This is a genomic window from Hungatella sp. (assembly GCF_046966825.1).
Window position 1 is genome coordinate 1 of record NZ_JBKVCZ010000079.1, and the last position, 17,857, is coordinate 17,857.

Below are 17,857 nucleotides of genomic sequence, written 5' to 3' on the forward strand. Positions count from 1 at the left end.
ATTTACAGCAGATGTCCCTGTTTGACACAGTAAAGGACGACGACATCGTCCGGGAGCTGGGAGAACTGGAGCTGGGAAATATGACGCCGATCGACGCCTTGAACACGCTGTACCGCCTTCAGACGAAACTTAAGAACCGCTGGCAGTAAAGAGATAAAGGAGCGATAAGCCATATGCCAAACATTACGCTACTGGATCAAAATACCATAAACAAGATTGCAGCGGGCGAGGTGATCGAGAGGCCGGCCTCTGTTGTGAAGGAGCTTTTAGAGAACGCCATCGACGCCAGGGCTACGGCTGTGACGGTTGAAATAAAGGAGGGAGGCACCACCTTCATCCGCGTGACCGACAACGGCTGCGGAATTCCGAGAGAAGAGGTTCCTCTGGCGTTTCTGCGCCACTCCACCAGCAAGATCAAGTCCGTGGAAGATCTCTTTACGATCTCATCCCTGGGCTTTCGCGGTGAGGCTCTCGCAAGTATCGCTTCCGTCTGCCAGGTGGAGCTGATCACGAAGACCAGCGAAGCCCTGACGGGAAGCCGCTACAGCATCGAAGGCGGCATTGAACGGCCGCTGGAGGAGATCGGCGCCCCGGAGGGCACCACATTTATCGCCAGAAACTTATTCTTTAACACGCCGGCCAGAAGGAAATTTTTAAAGACTCCCATGACAGAGGGCTCCCATGTGGCCGAGCTGGTGGAAAAGATCGCGCTCTCCCATCCGGAGATTTCGATCCGTTTTATCCAGAATAACCAGAACAAGCTGCATACCTCCGGCAACCACAACTTAAAGGACATCATCTATACGGTCTTCGGCAGGGAGATTGCGGCGAATCTGCTGGCAGTCGAGGCGAAGAAGCAGGATATCGCCATCAGCGGCTTTATCGGGAAGCCTGTGATCGCCAGGGGCAACAGAAACTACGAAAATTATTTCATTAATGGGCGGTATATCAGAAGCAGCATCATATCGAAGGCCATAGAAGAGGCCTACAAGCCGTTTATGATGCAGCACAAGTATCCGTTTACCATGCTGCATTTCACCATTGAGCCGGAGCTTCTGGATGTCAATGTCCATCCCACCAAGATGGAGCTTCGCTTCCGCGACGGGGAGATGGTGTACCGTATGGTCTACGACGCCGTATCGGGGGCGCTTGCTCACAAGGAGCTGATTCCGGAGGTGGAACTGAATAAGGAAAAGGCGGAGCAGGAGGCAAAAGAGGCGAGGAAGCACGAGCCGTCACCGGAGCCCTTTGAGCTTCGCAGGCTGGAGGCCATGAGCCGGCAGCAGGCCGCCTGCGCGCCTGGCTCCAAACGGCTTAAGCCGGCAGAACCGTCTCTTATGAGAGATCCTGATTTTCTGGCTGAAAACTGGCTGAAGAAGCCGGCTGGCGGGCAGATGACTCCGAACCGCTTCGACGGAAGGGAGGCGGTGGAAGAAACGGCGGCAGGCGCAGACTTTTTACGTGGGTTATCGCCGGAATCGGCTGCGAAAAATGAAGAAACGGTACGAAATCAGGCAGGTGGTGCAAGGGAACATGGACAATTAAACGGAATGACGGACCGTGGAGTGCAGCCCGGAGAGGGAGAGGCAGCAGCGGAAGAGGCAGCAGCGAGAGATGCGGCAGCGGGAGAGGCAGCAGCGGAAGATGCTGCAGCAAGAGAGGCTGCAGCGGGCGAAGCACAGGCAGGTGCAGCCGCATTTTCCGGGAAGCCGGAACAACTGGATCTCTTTGACGGAAAGCTGCTGGAACCGAAATCAAGGCTGATGCATAAGCTGATCGGCCAGGTGTTCGACACCTACTGGCTGGTGGAGTTTAACGAACAGCTTTATATTATTGACCAGCATGCGGCCCATGAAAAGGTTTTATATGAGAAAACCATGGCAACACTTAAAAACAGGGAATACTCATCGCAGATGCTTAATCCGCCGATCATTCTGACCCTGAACATGAACGAGGAGGTGCTGTTAAAAGAGCACATGAAGTATTTCTCGGACATGGGCTTCGAGATCGAACCGTTTGGCGGCAGAGAGTATGCGGTGAGAGGCGTACCGGCCAACTTACTGTCCATCGCCAAGAAGGATTTGCTGATCGAGATGATCGACGGGCTTTCCGACGATGTTTCGACTCATAATCCGGATATTATTTATGAGCGGGTAGCGACCATGTCCTGCAAGGCGGCAGTCAAAGGCGGCAGCCGACTGTCGACGGCGGAGGCCAACGAGCTGATAGACCAGCTCCTGAATCTGGAGAATCCGTATGCGTGTCCTCATGGACGGCCGACGATCATCTCCATGAGCAGGTACGAGCTGGAGAAAAAATTCAAGAGGATAGTATGATGAAACCACTGATTATCTTGACGGGTCCCACGGCTGTGGGAAAGACGGCTCTGTCTGTCCGGCTGGCGAAGGCCGTGGGCGGAGAGATCATAAGCGCCGATTCCATGCAGGTTTACCGCCACATGGATATCGGTTCTGCCAAGGTGACCCCGGAGGAGATGGATGGGGTTCCTCATTATCTCATTGATATTCTGGAGCCTACCGGGGAGTTTAACGTCGCCGTGTTTAAAAAAAAGGCGTCGGAGGCGGTACAGGAGATATACGCTCACGGACATCTTCCCATCGTTGCCGGGGGAACCGGTTTTTACATTCAGGCCCTTCTGTATGACATCGATTTTACAGAGCAGGGAGAGGAACGGGAGATCAGGGAGGAACTGGAACGGCTGGGAGAGGAACGCGGCGCCGTTTTTCTGCAGATATGCTGGCGGAGATCGATCCGGAGGCGCCGTGGAAATTCATGCCAACAACCGGAAACGCGTGATCCGCGCCATCGAGTTTTACCGGCAGACGGGGAAAGAATTGAGCACAACAAACGGGAGCGGCAGCGTCTCCTAAGGACTTCCTGTATTACGTCCTTACGGATGACAGAAAGACGCTCTATGAGCGGATCGACCAGCGGGTAGACGCCATGGTAGAGGCCGGTCTGGTCGGTGAAGTGGAAAAATTAATGGAAATGGGCTGCACGAAGGACATGGTCTCCATGCAGGGACTGGGATACAAGGAAATCCTGGATTACCTTCAAGGGAACACCTCCCTTGACGAGGCGGTTACCATTTTAAAGAGAGATACGAGACATTTCGCGAAGCGCCAGATCACCTGGTTTAAGCGGGAGCGGGATGTGCGGTGGCTGAATCTGGAAGAATTCGGCCGCGACAGAGAAAAGGTCCTGGAGAAAATGCTTCAGGATATCAGAGAAACGTATGGATTGGAGACAGAAAATCATGGAAATGGATGCGATGTATGAGCAGCTGGGAATCGAAAGAAAGGTTCTGGAGTTCGGAAAGGAGATAGAAGGGCTGCTTTCTGAGCGCTTCGCGGCGATCGATGAGACGGCGGAGTATAATCAGCTGAAGGTTATAAAAGCCATGCAGGACAACCGCGTCAGCGACATTCATTTTGCCGCAACCACCGGATACGGTTACAACGACCTGGGACGGGATACACTGGAAGATGTATACGCCAGCGTGTTCCACACGGAAAGCGCCCTGGTGAGGCCGAACTTAATCAGCGGAACCCACGCGCTTCACGTGGCGCTGTCGGGCAATCTGCGGCCGGGAGACGAGCTCCTTTCACCGGTGGGGAAACCGTATGACACACTGGAGGAGGTAATCGGAATCCGGGAGAGCGCTGGCTCTTTAAAAGATACGGGGTCATCTACCGCCAGGTGGATCTGCTTCCGGATGGAAGCTTTGATTTTGATGGAATTGCAGCGGCAGTCAATGAAAAGACGAAACTGGTGACAATCCAGCGTTCCAAGGGATACGCCACCCGGCCGACCCTGTCGGTAGAGCGGATCGGTCAGCTGATCGCCTTTATCAAGGAACGGAAGCCGGATGTCATCTGTATGGTGGATAACTGTTACGGAGAGTTTGTGGAGCGGATGGAACCGGCCGACGTGGGAGCGGATATGATGGTGGGGTCTCTCATCAAGAATCCGGGCGGCGGACTGGCGCCGATCGGCGGATACATCGCCGGAAGAAAGGACTGCATCGACCGCGCATCCTACCGCCTGACCGCCCCTGGTCTGGGACGTGAGGTAGGAGCCAGCAGGGGCTTAACCAGTCCTTCTATCAGGGACTGTTCCTCGCGCCAACGGTGGTAGCAGGAGCCTTGAAGGGGGCCGTATTCGCAGCCAATGTCTATGAAAAGCTGGGATTCTCCGTGGTTCCGAACAGCACCGAGCCGCGCCACGATATCATTCAGGCAGTGACCTTCGGAAAGCCGGAGGGTGTTATCGCGTTCTGCCAGGGAATTCAGGCGGCCGCGCCGGTGGACAGTTTTGTCACTCCGGAGCCGTGGGCGATGCCGGGCTACGACGCGCCGGTTATCATGGCCGCAGGAGCCTTCGTACAGGGCGCATCCATCGAGCTTTCTGCCGACGGACCGATCAAACCTCCGTACGCCGTTTATTTCCAGGGAGGGCTTACCTGGTACCATGCGAAGCTTGGAATTCTCATGTCCATGCAGAAATTAAAGGACGCGGGACTGATCACGTTATAGAGCCAAACGGCAAAAAAAGTGTATACACGACTGCGTTTCTATGATAGAATAACAAAGCAGGCATGGATTTTCCTGCCAAAAACGAATGAGGGGTAGTAACAGATGAAACGTAAAAACTGCTGGGTACTGCTTCTTCTGGTGCTGACGGGGATCGTGCTGGGCGGATTTATCGGGACGATGGCTCAGGATGTATCCTGGCTGTCCTGGCTGAATTTCGGACAGTCCTTCGGATTCGATTCACCGCTCATTATTAACTTCGGTATTCTGGTCATTACCTTTGGCCTGAGTATCAAGATCACCATGGCAAGCATCATTGGAGTGGCATTGGCTCTCATTACCTATCGGTTCATTTAAATACATATGTCTTTGACACGTACCTGGAGAGTAACGGACAGGAGACATATGAACAGAATTACGATGAAAGACATACCGGCGGATGACCGGCCTTATGAGAAGTGCCTTCGGACAGGCCCTGAGGGGTTAAGTGACGGAGAACTTCTTTCCATTATCATCCGGACGGGATCCAGGGAAGACAGTTCCCTGGCACTTGCACAAAAGATACTGGCCTTAAATTACCCCAGCGAGGGTATTTTAGGGCTTTTGCATCTTTCACTCCCCGAACTGACTCAGATTAAGGGAATCGGAAGAGTAAAGGGGGCGCAGCTCCTCTGTATCGGAGAGCTGTCGAAGCGGATCTGGAAGAAGGCCGTGCTGGAAGACGTGGCTAGCTTTTCCAACCCGGAAGACATCGTGAACTACTATGTGGAAGATATGCGGCACATGGAGCAGGAGCAGATCCGCATCATGCTGCTGAACACAAAGGGCGTGCTCATAAGAGATGTGCTGATTTCCCAGGGGACGGTGAACGCTTCCGTCGTTTCACCCAGGGAGATTTTTATTGAGGCGCTGAAGTACCACGCCGTGAATGTCATTGTGGTTCACAACCATCCCAGCGGCGATCCGTCACCCAGCCGGGAAGATATCACATTAACCAGAAGAATCATGGAAGCCGGAGAATTGATCGGAATCCGTATGTTGGATCATATTATCATAGGAGACAATTCCTATACCAGTTTTAAAGAACGGGGAATCATATAGATGGAATCGAAACGCAGTAAATACGTCCTGATTGCCTTAACGGTGATCTGTGTGCTTTTAATCGGCCTTACATCAATCCATGACGAGTGGCTGACGCCTTTGAGGACCGGAGTCGGGTACTTTCTGATCCCGGTGCAGTCAGGAGTCAATAAGGTGGGCTCCGCCATTTACGATGAAATCGTGGATTATACAAAACTGAAAGACGCTCTGGAAGATAACAAGGAGATGAAGGACATCATCACCCAGCTGACGGAGGAAAATACCAGGCTTCAGGCGGAGGAATTCGAACTGAAGCGGCTGAGACAGCTGTATGAGCTGGACCAGGAATACGGCCAGTACAATAAGGTCGGGGCCAGAGTCATCGCCAACGACTCCAGCAACTGGTTCCAGGTGTTCCGGATCGACAAGGGATCAAAGGACGGAATCGCCGTGGATATGAACGTGGTCGCAGGCGGAGGTCTGGTGGGAATCGTCACGGACGTTGGCGCCAATTACGCCACGGTCCGGTCCATCATCGATGATTCCAGCCGTGTCAGCGCCATGGCCATCCAGTCCGGAGACGGCTGTATCGTGGGCGGTGATTTAACGCTGTTTAAAGAGGGGCGGCTCCGCATCACCAACGTGCTGAAGGACAGCGACTTAAAGGATGGCGATAAGATCGTCACCTCCAACACCAGTTCCGTCTTTGTGCCGGGAATCCTGGTGGGCTATGCCGCGGAGATTACCAATGACACAAACAATGTGACCAAATCGGGTTACTTAATTCCTGCGGCTGAATTTGACAGCCTGCAGGAGGTTCTGGTCATCACCGATCTCAAAGTGAAGATGACAGAGGAGACAACCGCGGAAGACGGCGCCTCTGCCGAGACGCAGGCGGGAGAGAGTGAGACGAACGAGGACGGGGAGACGGCGGCTTCTTCGGAAGAAGAGACTGCTGCGGCACAGTAGAAGCCATGAAGAAGCGAGAAAACGATAACGAAAGGAGCGGCGGCGATGAAACGAATTATCTTTAATATTCTTATGATTATTCTGGCGTTTACGGTTCAGAACTGTATCTTCCCGCTGCTCCCGTTTCTCTCTGCATCTCCGAATCTGCTGCTGATTCTGACCTTTTCCTTCGGATTTATCCACGGAAAGGAGGCCGGTATGTATTACGGCCTTCTTTCCGGTCTTCTGATGGATTTATTCTACAGCGGCCCGTTCGGTTTTTACACGCTTATTTTCATCTACGTGGGATATGTAAACGGCATCTGCACCAAATACTACTATGAGGATTACATTACGCTGCCGCTTATTTTAAGCGTGCTCAATGACCTGGCGTACAATCTTTATATTTATGTGTTCCGGTTCCTGATCCGGAAACGTCTTGGAATCGGATACTACTTTATGAACTTAATGCTGCCGGAAATCATTTTTACGGTGGTGACAACACTGCTTATTTACCGTATTTTCCTGATGTTCAACCGTCATCTGGAAGAGATAGAAAAAAGAGGAGATTCATCGATTGTTTAGAGATTTATTAGACATCTTAAAAGACTTTTTGAAGAAAATCGCATCGTCAAGACTCCTTGTACTGGGAGTCATCTGTATAGCCATGTACGCAGGACTCGTCCATAAGCTGTTTAATTTACAGATCGTAAACGGAGAACAGGCGTTAAACGATTATATGCAGCTGACGGAGCAGACACTTACCACAGCGGGAACACGCGGCAACATCTATGACAGGAACGGCAAGGTGCTGGCTTACAACAAGCTGGCTTATTCCGTGACCGTTCAGGACACCGGGGAATATAAGACCACGGCAGATCAGAACGCCATGTATTTAAGGCTGGTCAGAATCCTGGAGAAGCATGGGGAGACAGTACAGGGAAAGTTTGAGGTAGCCATCGACAGCAACGGAGATATGATCTATACTTCTTCCTCAGAGGCCGGCAGGAAGCGTTTCCTGCGGGATTATTACGGCTTGAAGAGTGTGGATGAGCTGGATGATGAAGAGAATAAGTACCCTTCCGCGATCACGGCAAGAGAATTGTTTGAAAAGGCGTGTGCCACCGGCAAATTAAATGAGATGAAGGATTCCGACGGCAATCCGGTCACCATGACGGATCAGGAGGCGCTGGATATCATCAATATCAAATACGCACTCCGTCTCATGTCGTTCCGTAAATACGAGGCGACGACGGTAGCGACACAGGTATCGGATGAGACTGTCGCGGATGTGCTGGAGCATACCGCAGATCTTGCAGGCGTCAACGTGGAGGAAACCACCATCCGGGCCTATAACGACAGTATCGCATTTGCCCCGATTATCGGCTATACCGGCAAGGTGCAGGAAGACCAGCTGGAGGAACTGAAAAAGAACCGTCCTGACTACGATGTGAATGACATCGTGGGAACTACGGGAATCGAGTATACGATGGAGCAGGAGCTCCAGGGGACGAAGGGCAGCAAGACCATCTATAAGGACAGCCGGGGCCGGGTCAGAGAGACGCTCGATGAAACCGAGTCGAGAGCCGGCAACGACATTTACCTTACGCAGATCGCAGGGCTGCAGACCGGTATTTACCATCTGGTCGAACAGTCTTTAGCCGGTGTTCTGTTAAAGAAAATTGTGCCCGGCGATGTGGAGATTACCAGCAGCACAGATGGATCGAACATGACGATCCCTGTTAAGGATGCGTATTTTCAGCTGATTAACAATAATATTCTTTCGCTGAAGCATCTCGAATCTGAGGAAGCCTCAGATGTGGAAAAGAATATTAACAGCAAATTCTTATCATCCAGGGATCAGATTTTTTCAGAACTGCAGAACGAACTTATGAGCAGCCATCCGGCTTCATTGAAGGATCTGGATCAGGACCTTGCTGCCTATATGTACTATATTTACACGTATCTGGCCAGTCCGACCGTGGGTATCATAAAGGAAGATTTAATCGACAAGACGAGCGCCGAGTATCTGGCGTGGAAAGCAGATGAGATCAGTCTGCGTGACTATCTGTATTATGGAATCGCAAACGGCTGGGTGGATACTACAAAGCTGGAGACGGATTCCAAGTATTCCAATGCCGATGATACTTTTAAAGTGCTGGTGGATTATGTGTTTGCACAACTGAAGGAAGACCGGAATTTTACGAAGAAAATCTACCGTTATCTGATCAACGACGATGTCATTACCGGACAGGAGCTCTGTCTGGCCCTGTTCGATCAGGGAATTCTGGAATATAATGAGGAAGATATCAGCCAGTTAAAGGCGACAGGCGACGCCTATGCGTTCCTGATGAAAAAGATATCGACGCTGGAGATCACACCGGCCCAGCTGGCGCTGGCTCCGTGCAACGCAGGTGTGGTGGTAACGGATATCAAGACCGGAGAGGTTCTGGCCCTCGTGTCGTATCCTGGTTACGATAATAACCGGATCGGCGACAGCGCCTATTTCAGCCAGCTTCAGAATGATTTGTCACTGCCGTTATATAACAATGCGACACAGGCCAAGAAGGCTCCCGGATCTACTTTTAAACCGCTTACGGCTGTCGCCGCACTGGAGGAAAATGCAATTGGAATCGAGGATACGATCGACTGTACCGGACGATATGAAGAGATCGACACACCGATCAAGTGCTGGATCTATCCTGGACGCCACGGCCCGCTTAACATGGTTGGCGGCCTTCAGAATTCCTGCAACTTCTTCTTTGCGGACCTTGGACACAGGCTGTCCATGGATGCCGATGGCAATTACGTTCCGTCTCTCGGACTGGATAAGCTGCATAAATACGCTGCCCTGTTCGGACTGGATCATAAATCCGGCGTGGAAATCGACGAGCTGGAGCCTCAGATTTCAGACATCGACCCGGAGCGTTCCGCTATGGGACAGGGTAACCACGCCTATACCAATGTACAGTTATCGAGATATGTGGCGGCGATCGCCAGCAGGGGGAATGTATTCGAACTCAGCTTACTGGATAAGACAACTGATTCTGAAGGTAATCTGATTAAAGATTATACCCCTGAGATTTCTTCTCATATTGACGCGGCGGATTCAACGTGGGATACTGTACAGCAGGGAATGAGGGAAGTTATCGCCAGTGGTACGGCGAAGAAGCTGTTTGCCGATTTAGAGGTTCCGATCGCCGGCAAGACCGGTACGGCCCAGGAGGCAAAAAACAAGCCGAACCACGCGTTCTTTATTTCCTATGCGCCATATAACAATCCGGAGATCTGTGTTACCGTGAACATTCCGTTCGGATATTCGGCTTCCAATGCCGCGAATATAGCAAAGAGCGTTTATCAGTACTATTATGGAGAGATTGATTTGGAATCGATCCTGAGTGCCGGTGCGCGTGATGCGGCGAATGTCACGATTCGCGATTAAGAAGGGTGAGAGAAAAGGTCAGGTGGATATGATGCATAATACCGTAGTGATTAAAAGCAACAAGGCGGGTATGACCGTTTATCTGGAACCGGAGGTCCCGTTTCAGACGCTTCTTGCCGATATCGGCAGGAAGTTCGGGGACAACACGAAGTTCTGGGGTTCGGCCCAGATGACGCTGACGCTGGAGGGAAGAAAACTGACAGCGGAAGAGGAATTTGCGGTTGTAAACCAGATTATGGAGAACTCCAATTTAGAGATCGTCTGCCTCGTTGATACGGACGCTAACCGCATCGAACGCTGCGAAAAAGCACTGAATGAGAAACTGATGGAACTGTCCTGCCAGACAGGACAATTCTTTAAAGGAAATTTACAGGACGGAGAGACGCTGGAATCGGAAGCCAGTATCATTATCATCGGAGATGTGGAACGAGGCTCCAAGGTTATGGCGAAGGGGAACGTGATCGTTCTCGGCGCGCTGTACGGCACCGTATGCGCGGGTGTTGCGGGCAATGAGGGCGCTGTGATTGTGGCGTTGACCATGGCGCCGACGCAGCTTCGCATCGCAGACTGCACCTCACGGCTTGACGGCCGTGGGAAGAAGCTGGGCCGCGGACCGATGACCGCTTCACTGGATGGAAATAAAGTCTCTATCAAACCAATGAAAAAAAGTGTGGAAATATTCCGAAAATTAATGTAGAATAGAATATGGATTGAATCAGGAGGATATGAGATGAGTGAAATCATTGTCATTACTTCCGGAAAAGGCGGGGTAGGCAAGACAACAACCTCTGCCAATGTTGGTACCGGCCTGGCCATTCTGGGGAAAAAGGTAGTTCTTATCGATACAGATATAGGACTCAGGAACTTAGATGTGGTCATGGGACTGGAAAACCGCATTGTCTACAATCTTGTAGATGTGGTAGAAGGCAACTGCCGTATGAAGCAGGCCCTGATAAAAGACAAAAGATATCCAAATCTGTTTTTGCTTCCATCGGCTCAGACCAGGGACAAGACCTCGGTGAATCCGGGCCAGATGGTGAAACTTGTTGATGATCTGCGGGAAGAGTTCGATTATGTACTATTGGACTGCCCGGCTGGCATCGAACAGGGGTTTCAGAACGCCATCGCCGGCGCCGACAGGGCGCTTGTGGTAACGACACCCGAAGTATCGGCGATCCGTGATGCGGACCGCATTATCGGGCTTCTGGAAGCCTCCGGCATGAAAACCATCGATCTGGTGGTGAACCGGATCCGTATGGATATGGTGAGACGCGGGGATATGATGTCCCTCGATGACGTGATGGACATTTTAGCCATTGATATCATCGGCGCAGTCCCGGATGACGAGGACATCGTCATATCCACCAATCAGGGAGAGCCTCTGGTTGGCATAGGAACACCGGCCGGACAGGCTTATATGGACATTTGCAAACGTATAACCGGCGAAACGGTGCCGCTTTTGAATGTGGCGGCGCGTGGAGGGTTTTTCTTTAAGCTTTCCAACCTCTTGAAGAGAGCGTAGGAGGGATGAGATGAGCCTGTTTCCTGTATTCCGTAAGAAGAATTCAGGAGAGATTGCAAGAAATCGTCTGAAACTTTTGCTGGTTGCGGACAAGGCGGACTGTTCTCCTGAAGTGATGCAGATGATAAAAGACGATATGATCCATGTGATATCGAGATACATGGATGTTGATTCCGACAGAATAGAGATACAGATGACGAAGATGAAGCAGCCGGACTGTGACAGTTATATGCCGGTGCTTTATGCGAACATCCCTATTCGCGATATACCTGACAAGGGGATATACTGACTATGTTTTTTGACTACAATTTTAAATACTATAATTACCGTTTGGTTCTTTACATGGTGGCGTTATCCGTCATTGGGATTCTCGTGGTTGCAAGCGCATCCGGACAGGATTCCTCGACGGTTACAAAACAGATAATCGGTATCCTGGTGGGATTTGCCCTGGCCATAGGGCTTTCCATCATCGATTATCATAGAATTATTAATTTATATGCGCTGGATTACGCAGTATGCATCCTTCTTTTAGGTGCGGTGCTGGTGATGGGTCACACGGCAGGCGGAGCCACAAGGTGGATCGACGTTCCGGGTATCGGCCGGATACAGCCTTCCGAATTCGTGAAGATTGGGCTTATTGTATTCTTTTCCTGGTATTGGAATAAATATCAGGAAAAGATGAATATGCCTGTTATGGTGGGGATCGCGGCCATACTGGCCGTAATACCCATCGGCCTTATTTTTGCGGAGCCGAACTTATCCACCAGTCTGGTTGTCATTGTCATCATACTCTGTATGGTGTATACAGCTGGCATCAGTTACCGCTGGATCGGCGGCGTGCTTGCGGTTGCCATACCTGCAGGCGCATTATTTATCTATCTGCTGACGCAGGGGTTAATCCCCTTTATCCACGATTACCAGGCGAGACGTATTCTGGCGTGGATCTATCCGCATGCGGAACAGTACGCGGAGAATATGTATCAGCAGAAGAATTCTATCATGGCAATCAGTTCCGGACAGCTTCAGGGGAAGGGACTTTTTAATACGACTATCGCATCCGTAAAGGATGGAAACTGGCTGGGCACCACCGGAGAGACAGATTTCATCTTTGCAATTATCGGAGAGGAGCTGGGCTTTATCGGCGGGGTAACCGTCATTGTGCTCTTCGGTCTCATCGTATTTGAATGTCTGCGCTTGGCGTACAAATCCAGAGACATGGCGGGGCGGCTGATCTGCACCGGCATGGCGGCGCTTATCGGATTTCAGGCTTTTGCCAACATCGCCGTAGCGACACAGATTTTCCCCAATACCGGCCTGCCGCTTCCGTTTATCAGCTCGGGAGTCAGTTCCCTGATCAGCATCTTTATCGGGATGGGCCTTGTTCTGAATGTTGGATTGCAACGCAAAATTGGTAATTATTAAGGAGGTATATCGTTATGAATATAGGATTAGTTGCACATGATTCAAAGAAAAAACTGATGCAGAACTTCTGCATCGCCTACCGGGGGATTTTAAGCAAGCACACCCTGTACGCGACAGGGACCACTGGCCGTCTGATTGAAGAGGTCACGAATTTAAATATCCACAAGTACCTGGCTGGTCATTTAGGCGGTGAGCAGCAGCTGGGAGCCCAGATTGAGCACAACGAGATCGATCTGGTGATCTTTTTGAGAGACCCGCTCTCATCAAAGGCTCATGAGCCGGACCTCGTTAATATCATGAAAACCTGCGACATGCACAATATTCCGCTGGCAACAAACCTGGCGACCGCAGAGCTCTTAATCAAGTCTCTGGACCGCGGTGACTTAGAGTGGCGTGAGATGTATAAGTAGGAGTCTGTAAGTGAAAAAGAAAATTACGATGAAAGCCGGCTGCGCGTTTTTATGCGTGACCATGCTGTCGGGCTGCTCCAGCTTTAAAAAACTGGATAATCCCTATGACTTCGCGCAGAGGACGGCTCTATATGAAGGAACAACGCTATCGGACAGGGCAGAGAGCTTTGCACATAATCTCTGCGTCGTCACGGCGGACACTCCATCCACAGATCAGGCGGTTACCGCAGAAGCGGCGGCGGTCTTTGACCTGTCGGATAAAACGGTGATTTTCGGAAAGAATCCCTTTGAAAAGCTGTATCCGGCCAGCATCACCAAGACGATGACGGCTCTGCTGGCGATCAAGTACGGGAATCTGTCCGACGAGGTAACGGTACCGGAGGAAGCGGTGATTACGGAGAGCGGTGCGACCTTATGCGGCATCAAACCGGGCGATAAACTGACTATGGAGCAGCTGCTCTACGGTCTTATGCTGCCTTCCGGCAATGATGCCGGCGCTGCGATTGCAGTCCACATGGATGGCAGTATTGAGAAGTTTGCCGACCGGATGAATGAAGAGGCGAGAAAGCTGGGAGCGACAGGGACACATTTCGTCAATCCCCATGGCTTAAACGATGAAAACCACTATACGACCGCATACGATCTGTATCTGATTTTCAATGAAGCCATGAAATATCCTGATTTCAGGAAGGTGATCGGTACGTCATCCTATGACGCTGTCTACGCGTCGGCCTCGGGAGATACGCTGACAAAGACCTGGAAGCAGAGCAACTGGTATATGACCGGTGAACGGGATATGCCGGAAGGACTGACTGCGCTGGGCGGCAAAACAGGCACGACAAAGGCTGCGGGAAGCTGTCTGATCATGGGCAGCAGCGGCTCTTCGGGGATGGAATATATTTCCGTTGTCTTAAAAGCCCCTGATAGAACGGGCCTTTACGATAATATGTCAAATATATTGAATAAAATTGTAGATTAGTCGTTGCGTTTTATGGGGATTTGTACTATAATTACTTTAATATTAATAGACTTTTTATACAAATCATATAACTCAAGGAGGAGATCGCTATGGTGCAGATAATAGCAGGAAAAAAGGGTAAGGGGAAGACAAAACATCTGTTGGATAGGGCCAATTCCGCCATCAGGGATTCCAAGGGATCCATCGTCTATTTAGACAAGAGTTCCAAGCACATGTATGAGTTAAGCAACAAGATTCGTCTCATTAATGTCAATGAGTACCCGATTAAATCGAGTGAAGGATTTATTGGTTTTATCTGTGGAATTATTTCACAGGATCACGATTTGGAAATGATGTTTTTAGACAGCTTTTTAAAACTGTCCTGTTTAGAAGGTGAAGATATTACAGACACCATCACGACTTTGGAAAGAATCGGTGAAAAGTATCACGTGACCTTCGTTCTCAGCGTATCCATGGACGCGGAGAATCTGCCTGAGAACGCGCAGGCCGATGTGATTGTTTCATTATAATCATACATAAAGGAATTGTGGGCGTATCTGACAAATGCTGAACTGAATGGCATTTGCGGGTACGTCCCTTTTTTTGCGGAGGAAGCGGATCTTCCGCGTACATCTTTCACTTGAACTTTTTGCATTTTACTCTTATAATAACTAGAAGGGAAAGGAGGCGCTCTCTTGGCACAACAGAAGGTAAGGCCCCGAAAGAAGGAGGCGGCCCCGAAAAAAAAGAATAAGAAGATCATTAAATACCGGAAGCCGCTTCATATTAATGTCGGAATGATCATCTTCGCATTGATTTTTGTTTATATGGTGTTCAGCGTCTATACCTACATACGGAGGGACAAGATCCAGTTCTATGAAGTACAGGAAGGAAGCATCGTGAATAATACCGATTATACCGGTATTATTTTGAGAGAGGAAGAGGTGAAGACCGCCGACCGCTCCGGATACATCAACTATTATATCCGGGAGGGAAAAAGGGCGTCGGTGGGAACGCGGATCTATTCCATTGATGAAACAGGAAATATCGCATCATTCCTGGAAGAAAATACAGAAGAAAATGTCACACTGACAGCGGAGAATCTGGCTGATTTAAAGAAACAGCTGACTGTATTCAGTCTTACGTACGACGACAACCGTTTTAACTCGGTTTACGATACGAAGTATACGCTGGAAGCGGACGTGATGGAATACATGAATTTTAATGCGCTGGATAACGCTGGAAGCCTCCTTGACGAGGCGGGATTTAATTTTCAGCAGGTGCGGGCCGATGAGGCCGGTGTCGTGTCCTACGGAGTGGACTCTTATGAGAGCCTGAATGCCTCTGGAATTTCGGAAGCGGTATTCGACCGCAGCAAGTATACGAAGACGATTACAAAAGCAGGAAATCTGATTGAAAAGGGGATTCCTGTCTATAAGATGATCACGTCGGATCAGTGGTCCGTGGTATTTTCGCTGAGTGACGATGATGTGAAGGCTTATGGGGATAAGACAAGCCTGACGGTCACATTTTCCGGTCATGACTTAAAAGCAACAGGCAGCTTTTCCATGCTTACCGGAACGGATGGAAAGCCATACGGCAAACTGGATTTCGATAAATACATGGTCCAGTTCGCTTCAGACCGTTACGTGGACTTTGAGATTATTTCCGATAAGGTGGACGGGCTTAAGATTCCGGCCAGCGCCGTGACGACGAAGGACTTCTATCTCGTTCCCATGGAGTACTTAACCCAGGGCGGCGACAGCTCGGAAAGCGGATTTAATAAAGAGGTTTATTCGGAATCTGGAAGCTCTGTGGTATTTGTTCCGGCGACGATCTATTATTCCGAGGAGGACAATTACTATATCGAGATGGGCGGAGAGAACGGCTTTAATGCAGGCGATTACATCGTGAAGCCGGATTCCACAGACCGCTACCAGATCGGGGCGAGCGCGTCCTTACAGGGTGTGTACAACATCAATAAGGGCTATGCCGTGTTTAAGCAGATCGATGTGCTGGCGTCCAATGACGAATACTATACAATTAAGAAGAATATGACGTACGGTCTGGCCGTATACGACCACATCGTGCTGGATGCGTCGACAGTCAGTGAAGGCGAATTAATCTATCAGTAAAGAGGTGTTACAATATGGTAAAAGAAAATCTGGAAGAGGTAGAAAGACGGATTTCAGAGGCCTGCAGACGGGCGGGAAGAAGCCGTGAGGAAGTGACGCTGGTAGCGGTCAGCAAGACGAAGCCGGTTTCCATGATTGAAGAAGCGTACGGGACAGGAATCCGCGATTTTGGAGAAAACAAGGTACAGGAGCTGTGTGAAAAGCACGAGGTGCTGGAATCAGATATCCGCTGGCATATGATTGGCCATTTACAGAGAAACAAGGTACGCCAGGTGGTGGACAAGACCGTCCTGATTCACAGTGTGGATTCGGTCAGGCTGGCGGCCCAGATCGACGAGGAAGCAGCAAAAAAGGGCATAACCGCAGACATTCTGCTGGAGGTGAATGTGGCGGAGGAGGAGAGCAAATACGGCTTCCGCCTGGAGGAAACGGAGCAGGCGCTGAGAGAAATTGCGGCATTTTCCCATGTGCATATTCAGGGATTGATGACAATTGCGCCTTTTGTAGATAATTCCGAAGAAAATCGGCCAATTTTTAAAAAATTATATCAATTTTATGTTGACATGCGCGGGAAAAACATTGATAATGTTACTATGAGTATGCTCTCAATGGGTATGACCGGAGAGTATGAAGTAGCGATAGAGGAAGGAGCAACTCTGGTAAGAGTCGGTACCGGCATTTTTGGTACAAGATATAAGATTGGAGAGAATGAAGGATGAGCATAATTAGCAAATTGCTGGAGAGTGTGCATTTAAACGGTGACGATGAAGAGGATGACTACTACTTAGATGACGATTACGAAGATGAAGATGACAGACCTGCCAGAAAAGGACTCTTTGCCAAAAAAGATGAAGATGACTATTACGATGACGATGAAGAGTACGATCAGAAGCCGCGCTTTCTATCACGTTCTCCAAAGGTAGTACCGATGAAACAGCGCTCCATGATGGAAGTTTCCATGGTGAAGCCGACGTCCATCGAGGATGCCAAAGAGATTTGTGATTATATGCTGGCTGGAAAAGCAGTTGTGCTGAATATGGAAGGAATCCATACGGAAGTGGCACAGCGAATTATCGATTTTACATCGGGTGCGACATACTCTATGAACGGCAATCTGCAGAAGATCTCGAATTACATATTTATAGCAACTCCGGAATCCGTAGAGCTTTCCGGTGATTTTCAGGACTTGCTGAATAATGGTACGCTGGATATGGGCGGAATGAATCTTCGTCTGTAGCCATGACGATAAAAGACAATCAGATTTTAGGTATAGTACAAGCAGACAATCTTCCAACCACCGGCCTGCCGGCGCCGCGGGATTTTTCGTGACGGGGACCGTCAGGAAGGAAGATTGTTTGCTTTCTATTTTACTTTGGAGGAACCGTAA

At 50.0% G+C, this 17,857-nt stretch carries 16 protein-coding genes and 2 pseudogenes; all 18 read left to right on the top strand.

Translation table 11 applies throughout. The features are described 5' to 3' along the window. Nucleotides 1–173 precede the first annotated feature (173 nt). The 18 genes and pseudogenes from mutL to ACLTD4_RS21380 all read left to right on the top strand — a co-directional run bounded on the left by mutL (nt 174) and on the right by ACLTD4_RS21380 (nt 17,707). Entirely contained in the window at nt 174–2,336 is a 2,163-nt protein-coding gene (mutL, locus tag ACLTD4_RS21295; protein WP_117620665.1) for a DNA mismatch repair endonuclease MutL, read from the top strand. After that, nucleotides 2,333–3,300: pseudogene (miaA, locus tag ACLTD4_RS21300) on the top strand (tRNA (adenosine(37)-N6)-dimethylallyltransferase MiaA). The gene mutL and the pseudogene miaA overlap by 4 nt, the downstream one beginning before the upstream one ends. Beyond that, nucleotides 3,278–4,556, top strand: a pseudogene (locus tag ACLTD4_RS21305) (aminotransferase class I/II-fold pyridoxal phosphate-dependent enzyme). Before miaA ends, ACLTD4_RS21305 begins: the two co-directional pseudogenes overlap by 23 nt. 102 nt (nt 4,557–4,658) lie before the next feature. Further along, nucleotides 4,659–4,910 carry a DUF4321 domain-containing protein gene (locus tag ACLTD4_RS21310; RefSeq protein ID WP_002604009.1) on the top strand — a complete coding sequence of 84 codons (252 nt, stop codon included), beginning with the start codon at nt 4,659–4,661 and terminating at the stop codon, nt 4,908–4,910. A 48-nt stretch (nt 4,911–4,958) separates the two neighbouring features. Then, on the top strand, nt 4,959–5,654 hold the full coding sequence (gene radC / locus ACLTD4_RS21315; protein WP_117620667.1) for a RadC family protein: 696 nt from the start codon (nt 4,959–4,961) through the stop codon (nt 5,652–5,654). Further along, nucleotides 5,655–6,602, top strand: coding sequence for a rod shape-determining protein MreC (gene mreC, locus ACLTD4_RS21320; RefSeq protein WP_117620668.1), 948 nt, complete (start codon nt 5,655–5,657; stop codon nt 6,600–6,602). Between the two features lie 45 nt (nt 6,603–6,647). Beyond that, nucleotides 6,648–7,166, top strand: a complete 519-nt coding sequence (mreD, locus tag ACLTD4_RS21325) for a rod shape-determining protein MreD (protein WP_002604012.1) — start codon at nt 6,648–6,650, stop codon at nt 7,164–7,166. Next, complete coding sequence (locus ACLTD4_RS21330) at nt 7,159–10,023, top strand: penicillin-binding transpeptidase domain-containing protein (protein ID WP_117620669.1); 2,865 nt, start codon at nt 7,159–7,161, stop codon at nt 10,021–10,023. The genes mreD and ACLTD4_RS21330 overlap by 8 nt, the downstream gene beginning before the upstream one ends. 31 nt (nt 10,024–10,054) lie before the next feature. Then, on the top strand, nt 10,055–10,720 hold the full coding sequence (gene minC / locus ACLTD4_RS21335; RefSeq protein WP_002604014.1) for a septum site-determining protein MinC: 666 nt from the start codon (nt 10,055–10,057) through the stop codon (nt 10,718–10,720). Between the two features lie 33 nt (nt 10,721–10,753). Next, on the top strand, nt 10,754–11,545 hold the full coding sequence (minD, locus tag ACLTD4_RS21340; RefSeq protein ID WP_002604015.1) for a septum site-determining protein MinD: 792 nt from the start codon (nt 10,754–10,756) through the stop codon (nt 11,543–11,545). Between the two features lie 10 nt (nt 11,546–11,555). Beyond that, nucleotides 11,556–11,834, top strand: coding sequence for a cell division topological specificity factor MinE (minE, locus tag ACLTD4_RS21345; RefSeq protein ID WP_002604016.1), 279 nt, complete (start codon nt 11,556–11,558; stop codon nt 11,832–11,834). 2 nt (nt 11,835–11,836) lie between these two features. Further along, nucleotides 11,837–12,967, top strand: coding sequence for an FtsW/RodA/SpoVE family cell cycle protein (locus ACLTD4_RS21350; RefSeq protein ID WP_002604017.1), 1,131 nt, complete (start codon nt 11,837–11,839; stop codon nt 12,965–12,967). 14 nt (nt 12,968–12,981) lie between these two features. Continuing rightward, the gene (mgsA, locus tag ACLTD4_RS21355) at nt 12,982–13,377 is read left to right on the top strand and encodes a methylglyoxal synthase (RefSeq protein ID WP_002604018.1); all 396 of its coding nucleotides are present in this window, start codon (nt 12,982–12,984) and stop codon (nt 13,375–13,377) included. A gap of 28 nt (nt 13,378–13,405) precedes the next feature. Further along, complete coding sequence (locus ACLTD4_RS21360; RefSeq protein ID WP_055653132.1) at nt 13,406–14,356, top strand: D-alanyl-D-alanine carboxypeptidase family protein; 951 nt, start codon at nt 13,406–13,408, stop codon at nt 14,354–14,356. Nucleotides 14,357–14,445: 89 nt separating this feature from the next. Next, nucleotides 14,446–14,865, top strand: coding sequence for a hypothetical protein (locus ACLTD4_RS21365; RefSeq protein WP_055652805.1), 420 nt, complete (start codon nt 14,446–14,448; stop codon nt 14,863–14,865). A gap of 165 nt (nt 14,866–15,030) precedes the next feature. Then, complete coding sequence (locus ACLTD4_RS21370) at nt 15,031–16,470, top strand: HlyD family efflux transporter periplasmic adaptor subunit (protein WP_117620670.1); 1,440 nt, start codon at nt 15,031–15,033, stop codon at nt 16,468–16,470. Between the two features lie 14 nt (nt 16,471–16,484). After that, a complete protein-coding gene (locus ACLTD4_RS21375; RefSeq protein ID WP_117620671.1) occupies nt 16,485–17,189 on the top strand; it encodes a YggS family pyridoxal phosphate-dependent enzyme in 705 nt (234 codons plus the stop codon). Next, nucleotides 17,186–17,707 (top strand): cell division protein SepF, encoded by a 522-nt coding sequence (locus tag ACLTD4_RS21380; RefSeq protein WP_002604023.1) that lies wholly within the window; start codon nt 17,186–17,188, stop codon nt 17,705–17,707. The genes ACLTD4_RS21375 and ACLTD4_RS21380 overlap by 4 nt, the downstream gene beginning before the upstream one ends. The last annotated feature ends 150 nt before the right edge of the window (nt 17,708–17,857 follow it).

Bases quoted from the DNA above. Each gene is read 5' to 3' on its own strand.
- ACLTD4_RS21375 (WP_117620671.1), top strand. From the start codon at position 16,485: ATGGTAAAAGAAAATCTGGAAGAGGTAGAAAGACGGATTTCAGAGGCC.
- mgsA (WP_002604018.1), top strand. From the start codon at position 12,982: ATGAATATAGGATTAGTTGCACATGATTCAAAGAAAAAACTGATGCAG.
- ACLTD4_RS21310 (WP_002604009.1), top strand. From the start codon at position 4,659: ATGAAACGTAAAAACTGCTGGGTACTGCTTCTTCTGGTGCTGACGGGG.
- mreD (WP_002604012.1), top strand. From the start codon at position 6,648: ATGAAACGAATTATCTTTAATATTCTTATGATTATTCTGGCGTTTACG.
- radC (WP_117620667.1), top strand. From the start codon at position 4,959: ATGAACAGAATTACGATGAAAGACATACCGGCGGATGACCGGCCTTAT.
- ACLTD4_RS21350 (WP_002604017.1), top strand. From the start codon at position 11,837: ATGTTTTTTGACTACAATTTTAAATACTATAATTACCGTTTGGTTCTT.
- ACLTD4_RS21360 (WP_055653132.1), top strand. From the start codon at position 13,406: ATGAAAGCCGGCTGCGCGTTTTTATGCGTGACCATGCTGTCGGGCTGC.
- minE (WP_002604016.1), top strand. From the start codon at position 11,556: ATGAGCCTGTTTCCTGTATTCCGTAAGAAGAATTCAGGAGAGATTGCA.
- mutL (WP_117620665.1), top strand. From the start codon at position 174: ATGCCAAACATTACGCTACTGGATCAAAATACCATAAACAAGATTGCA.
- minD (WP_002604015.1), top strand. From the start codon at position 10,754: ATGAGTGAAATCATTGTCATTACTTCCGGAAAAGGCGGGGTAGGCAAG.
- mreC (WP_117620668.1), top strand. From the start codon at position 5,655: ATGGAATCGAAACGCAGTAAATACGTCCTGATTGCCTTAACGGTGATC.
- ACLTD4_RS21365 (WP_055652805.1), top strand. From the start codon at position 14,446: ATGGTGCAGATAATAGCAGGAAAAAAGGGTAAGGGGAAGACAAAACAT.
- ACLTD4_RS21380 (WP_002604023.1), top strand. From the start codon at position 17,186: ATGAGCATAATTAGCAAATTGCTGGAGAGTGTGCATTTAAACGGTGAC.
- minC (WP_002604014.1), top strand. From the start codon at position 10,055: ATGCATAATACCGTAGTGATTAAAAGCAACAAGGCGGGTATGACCGTT.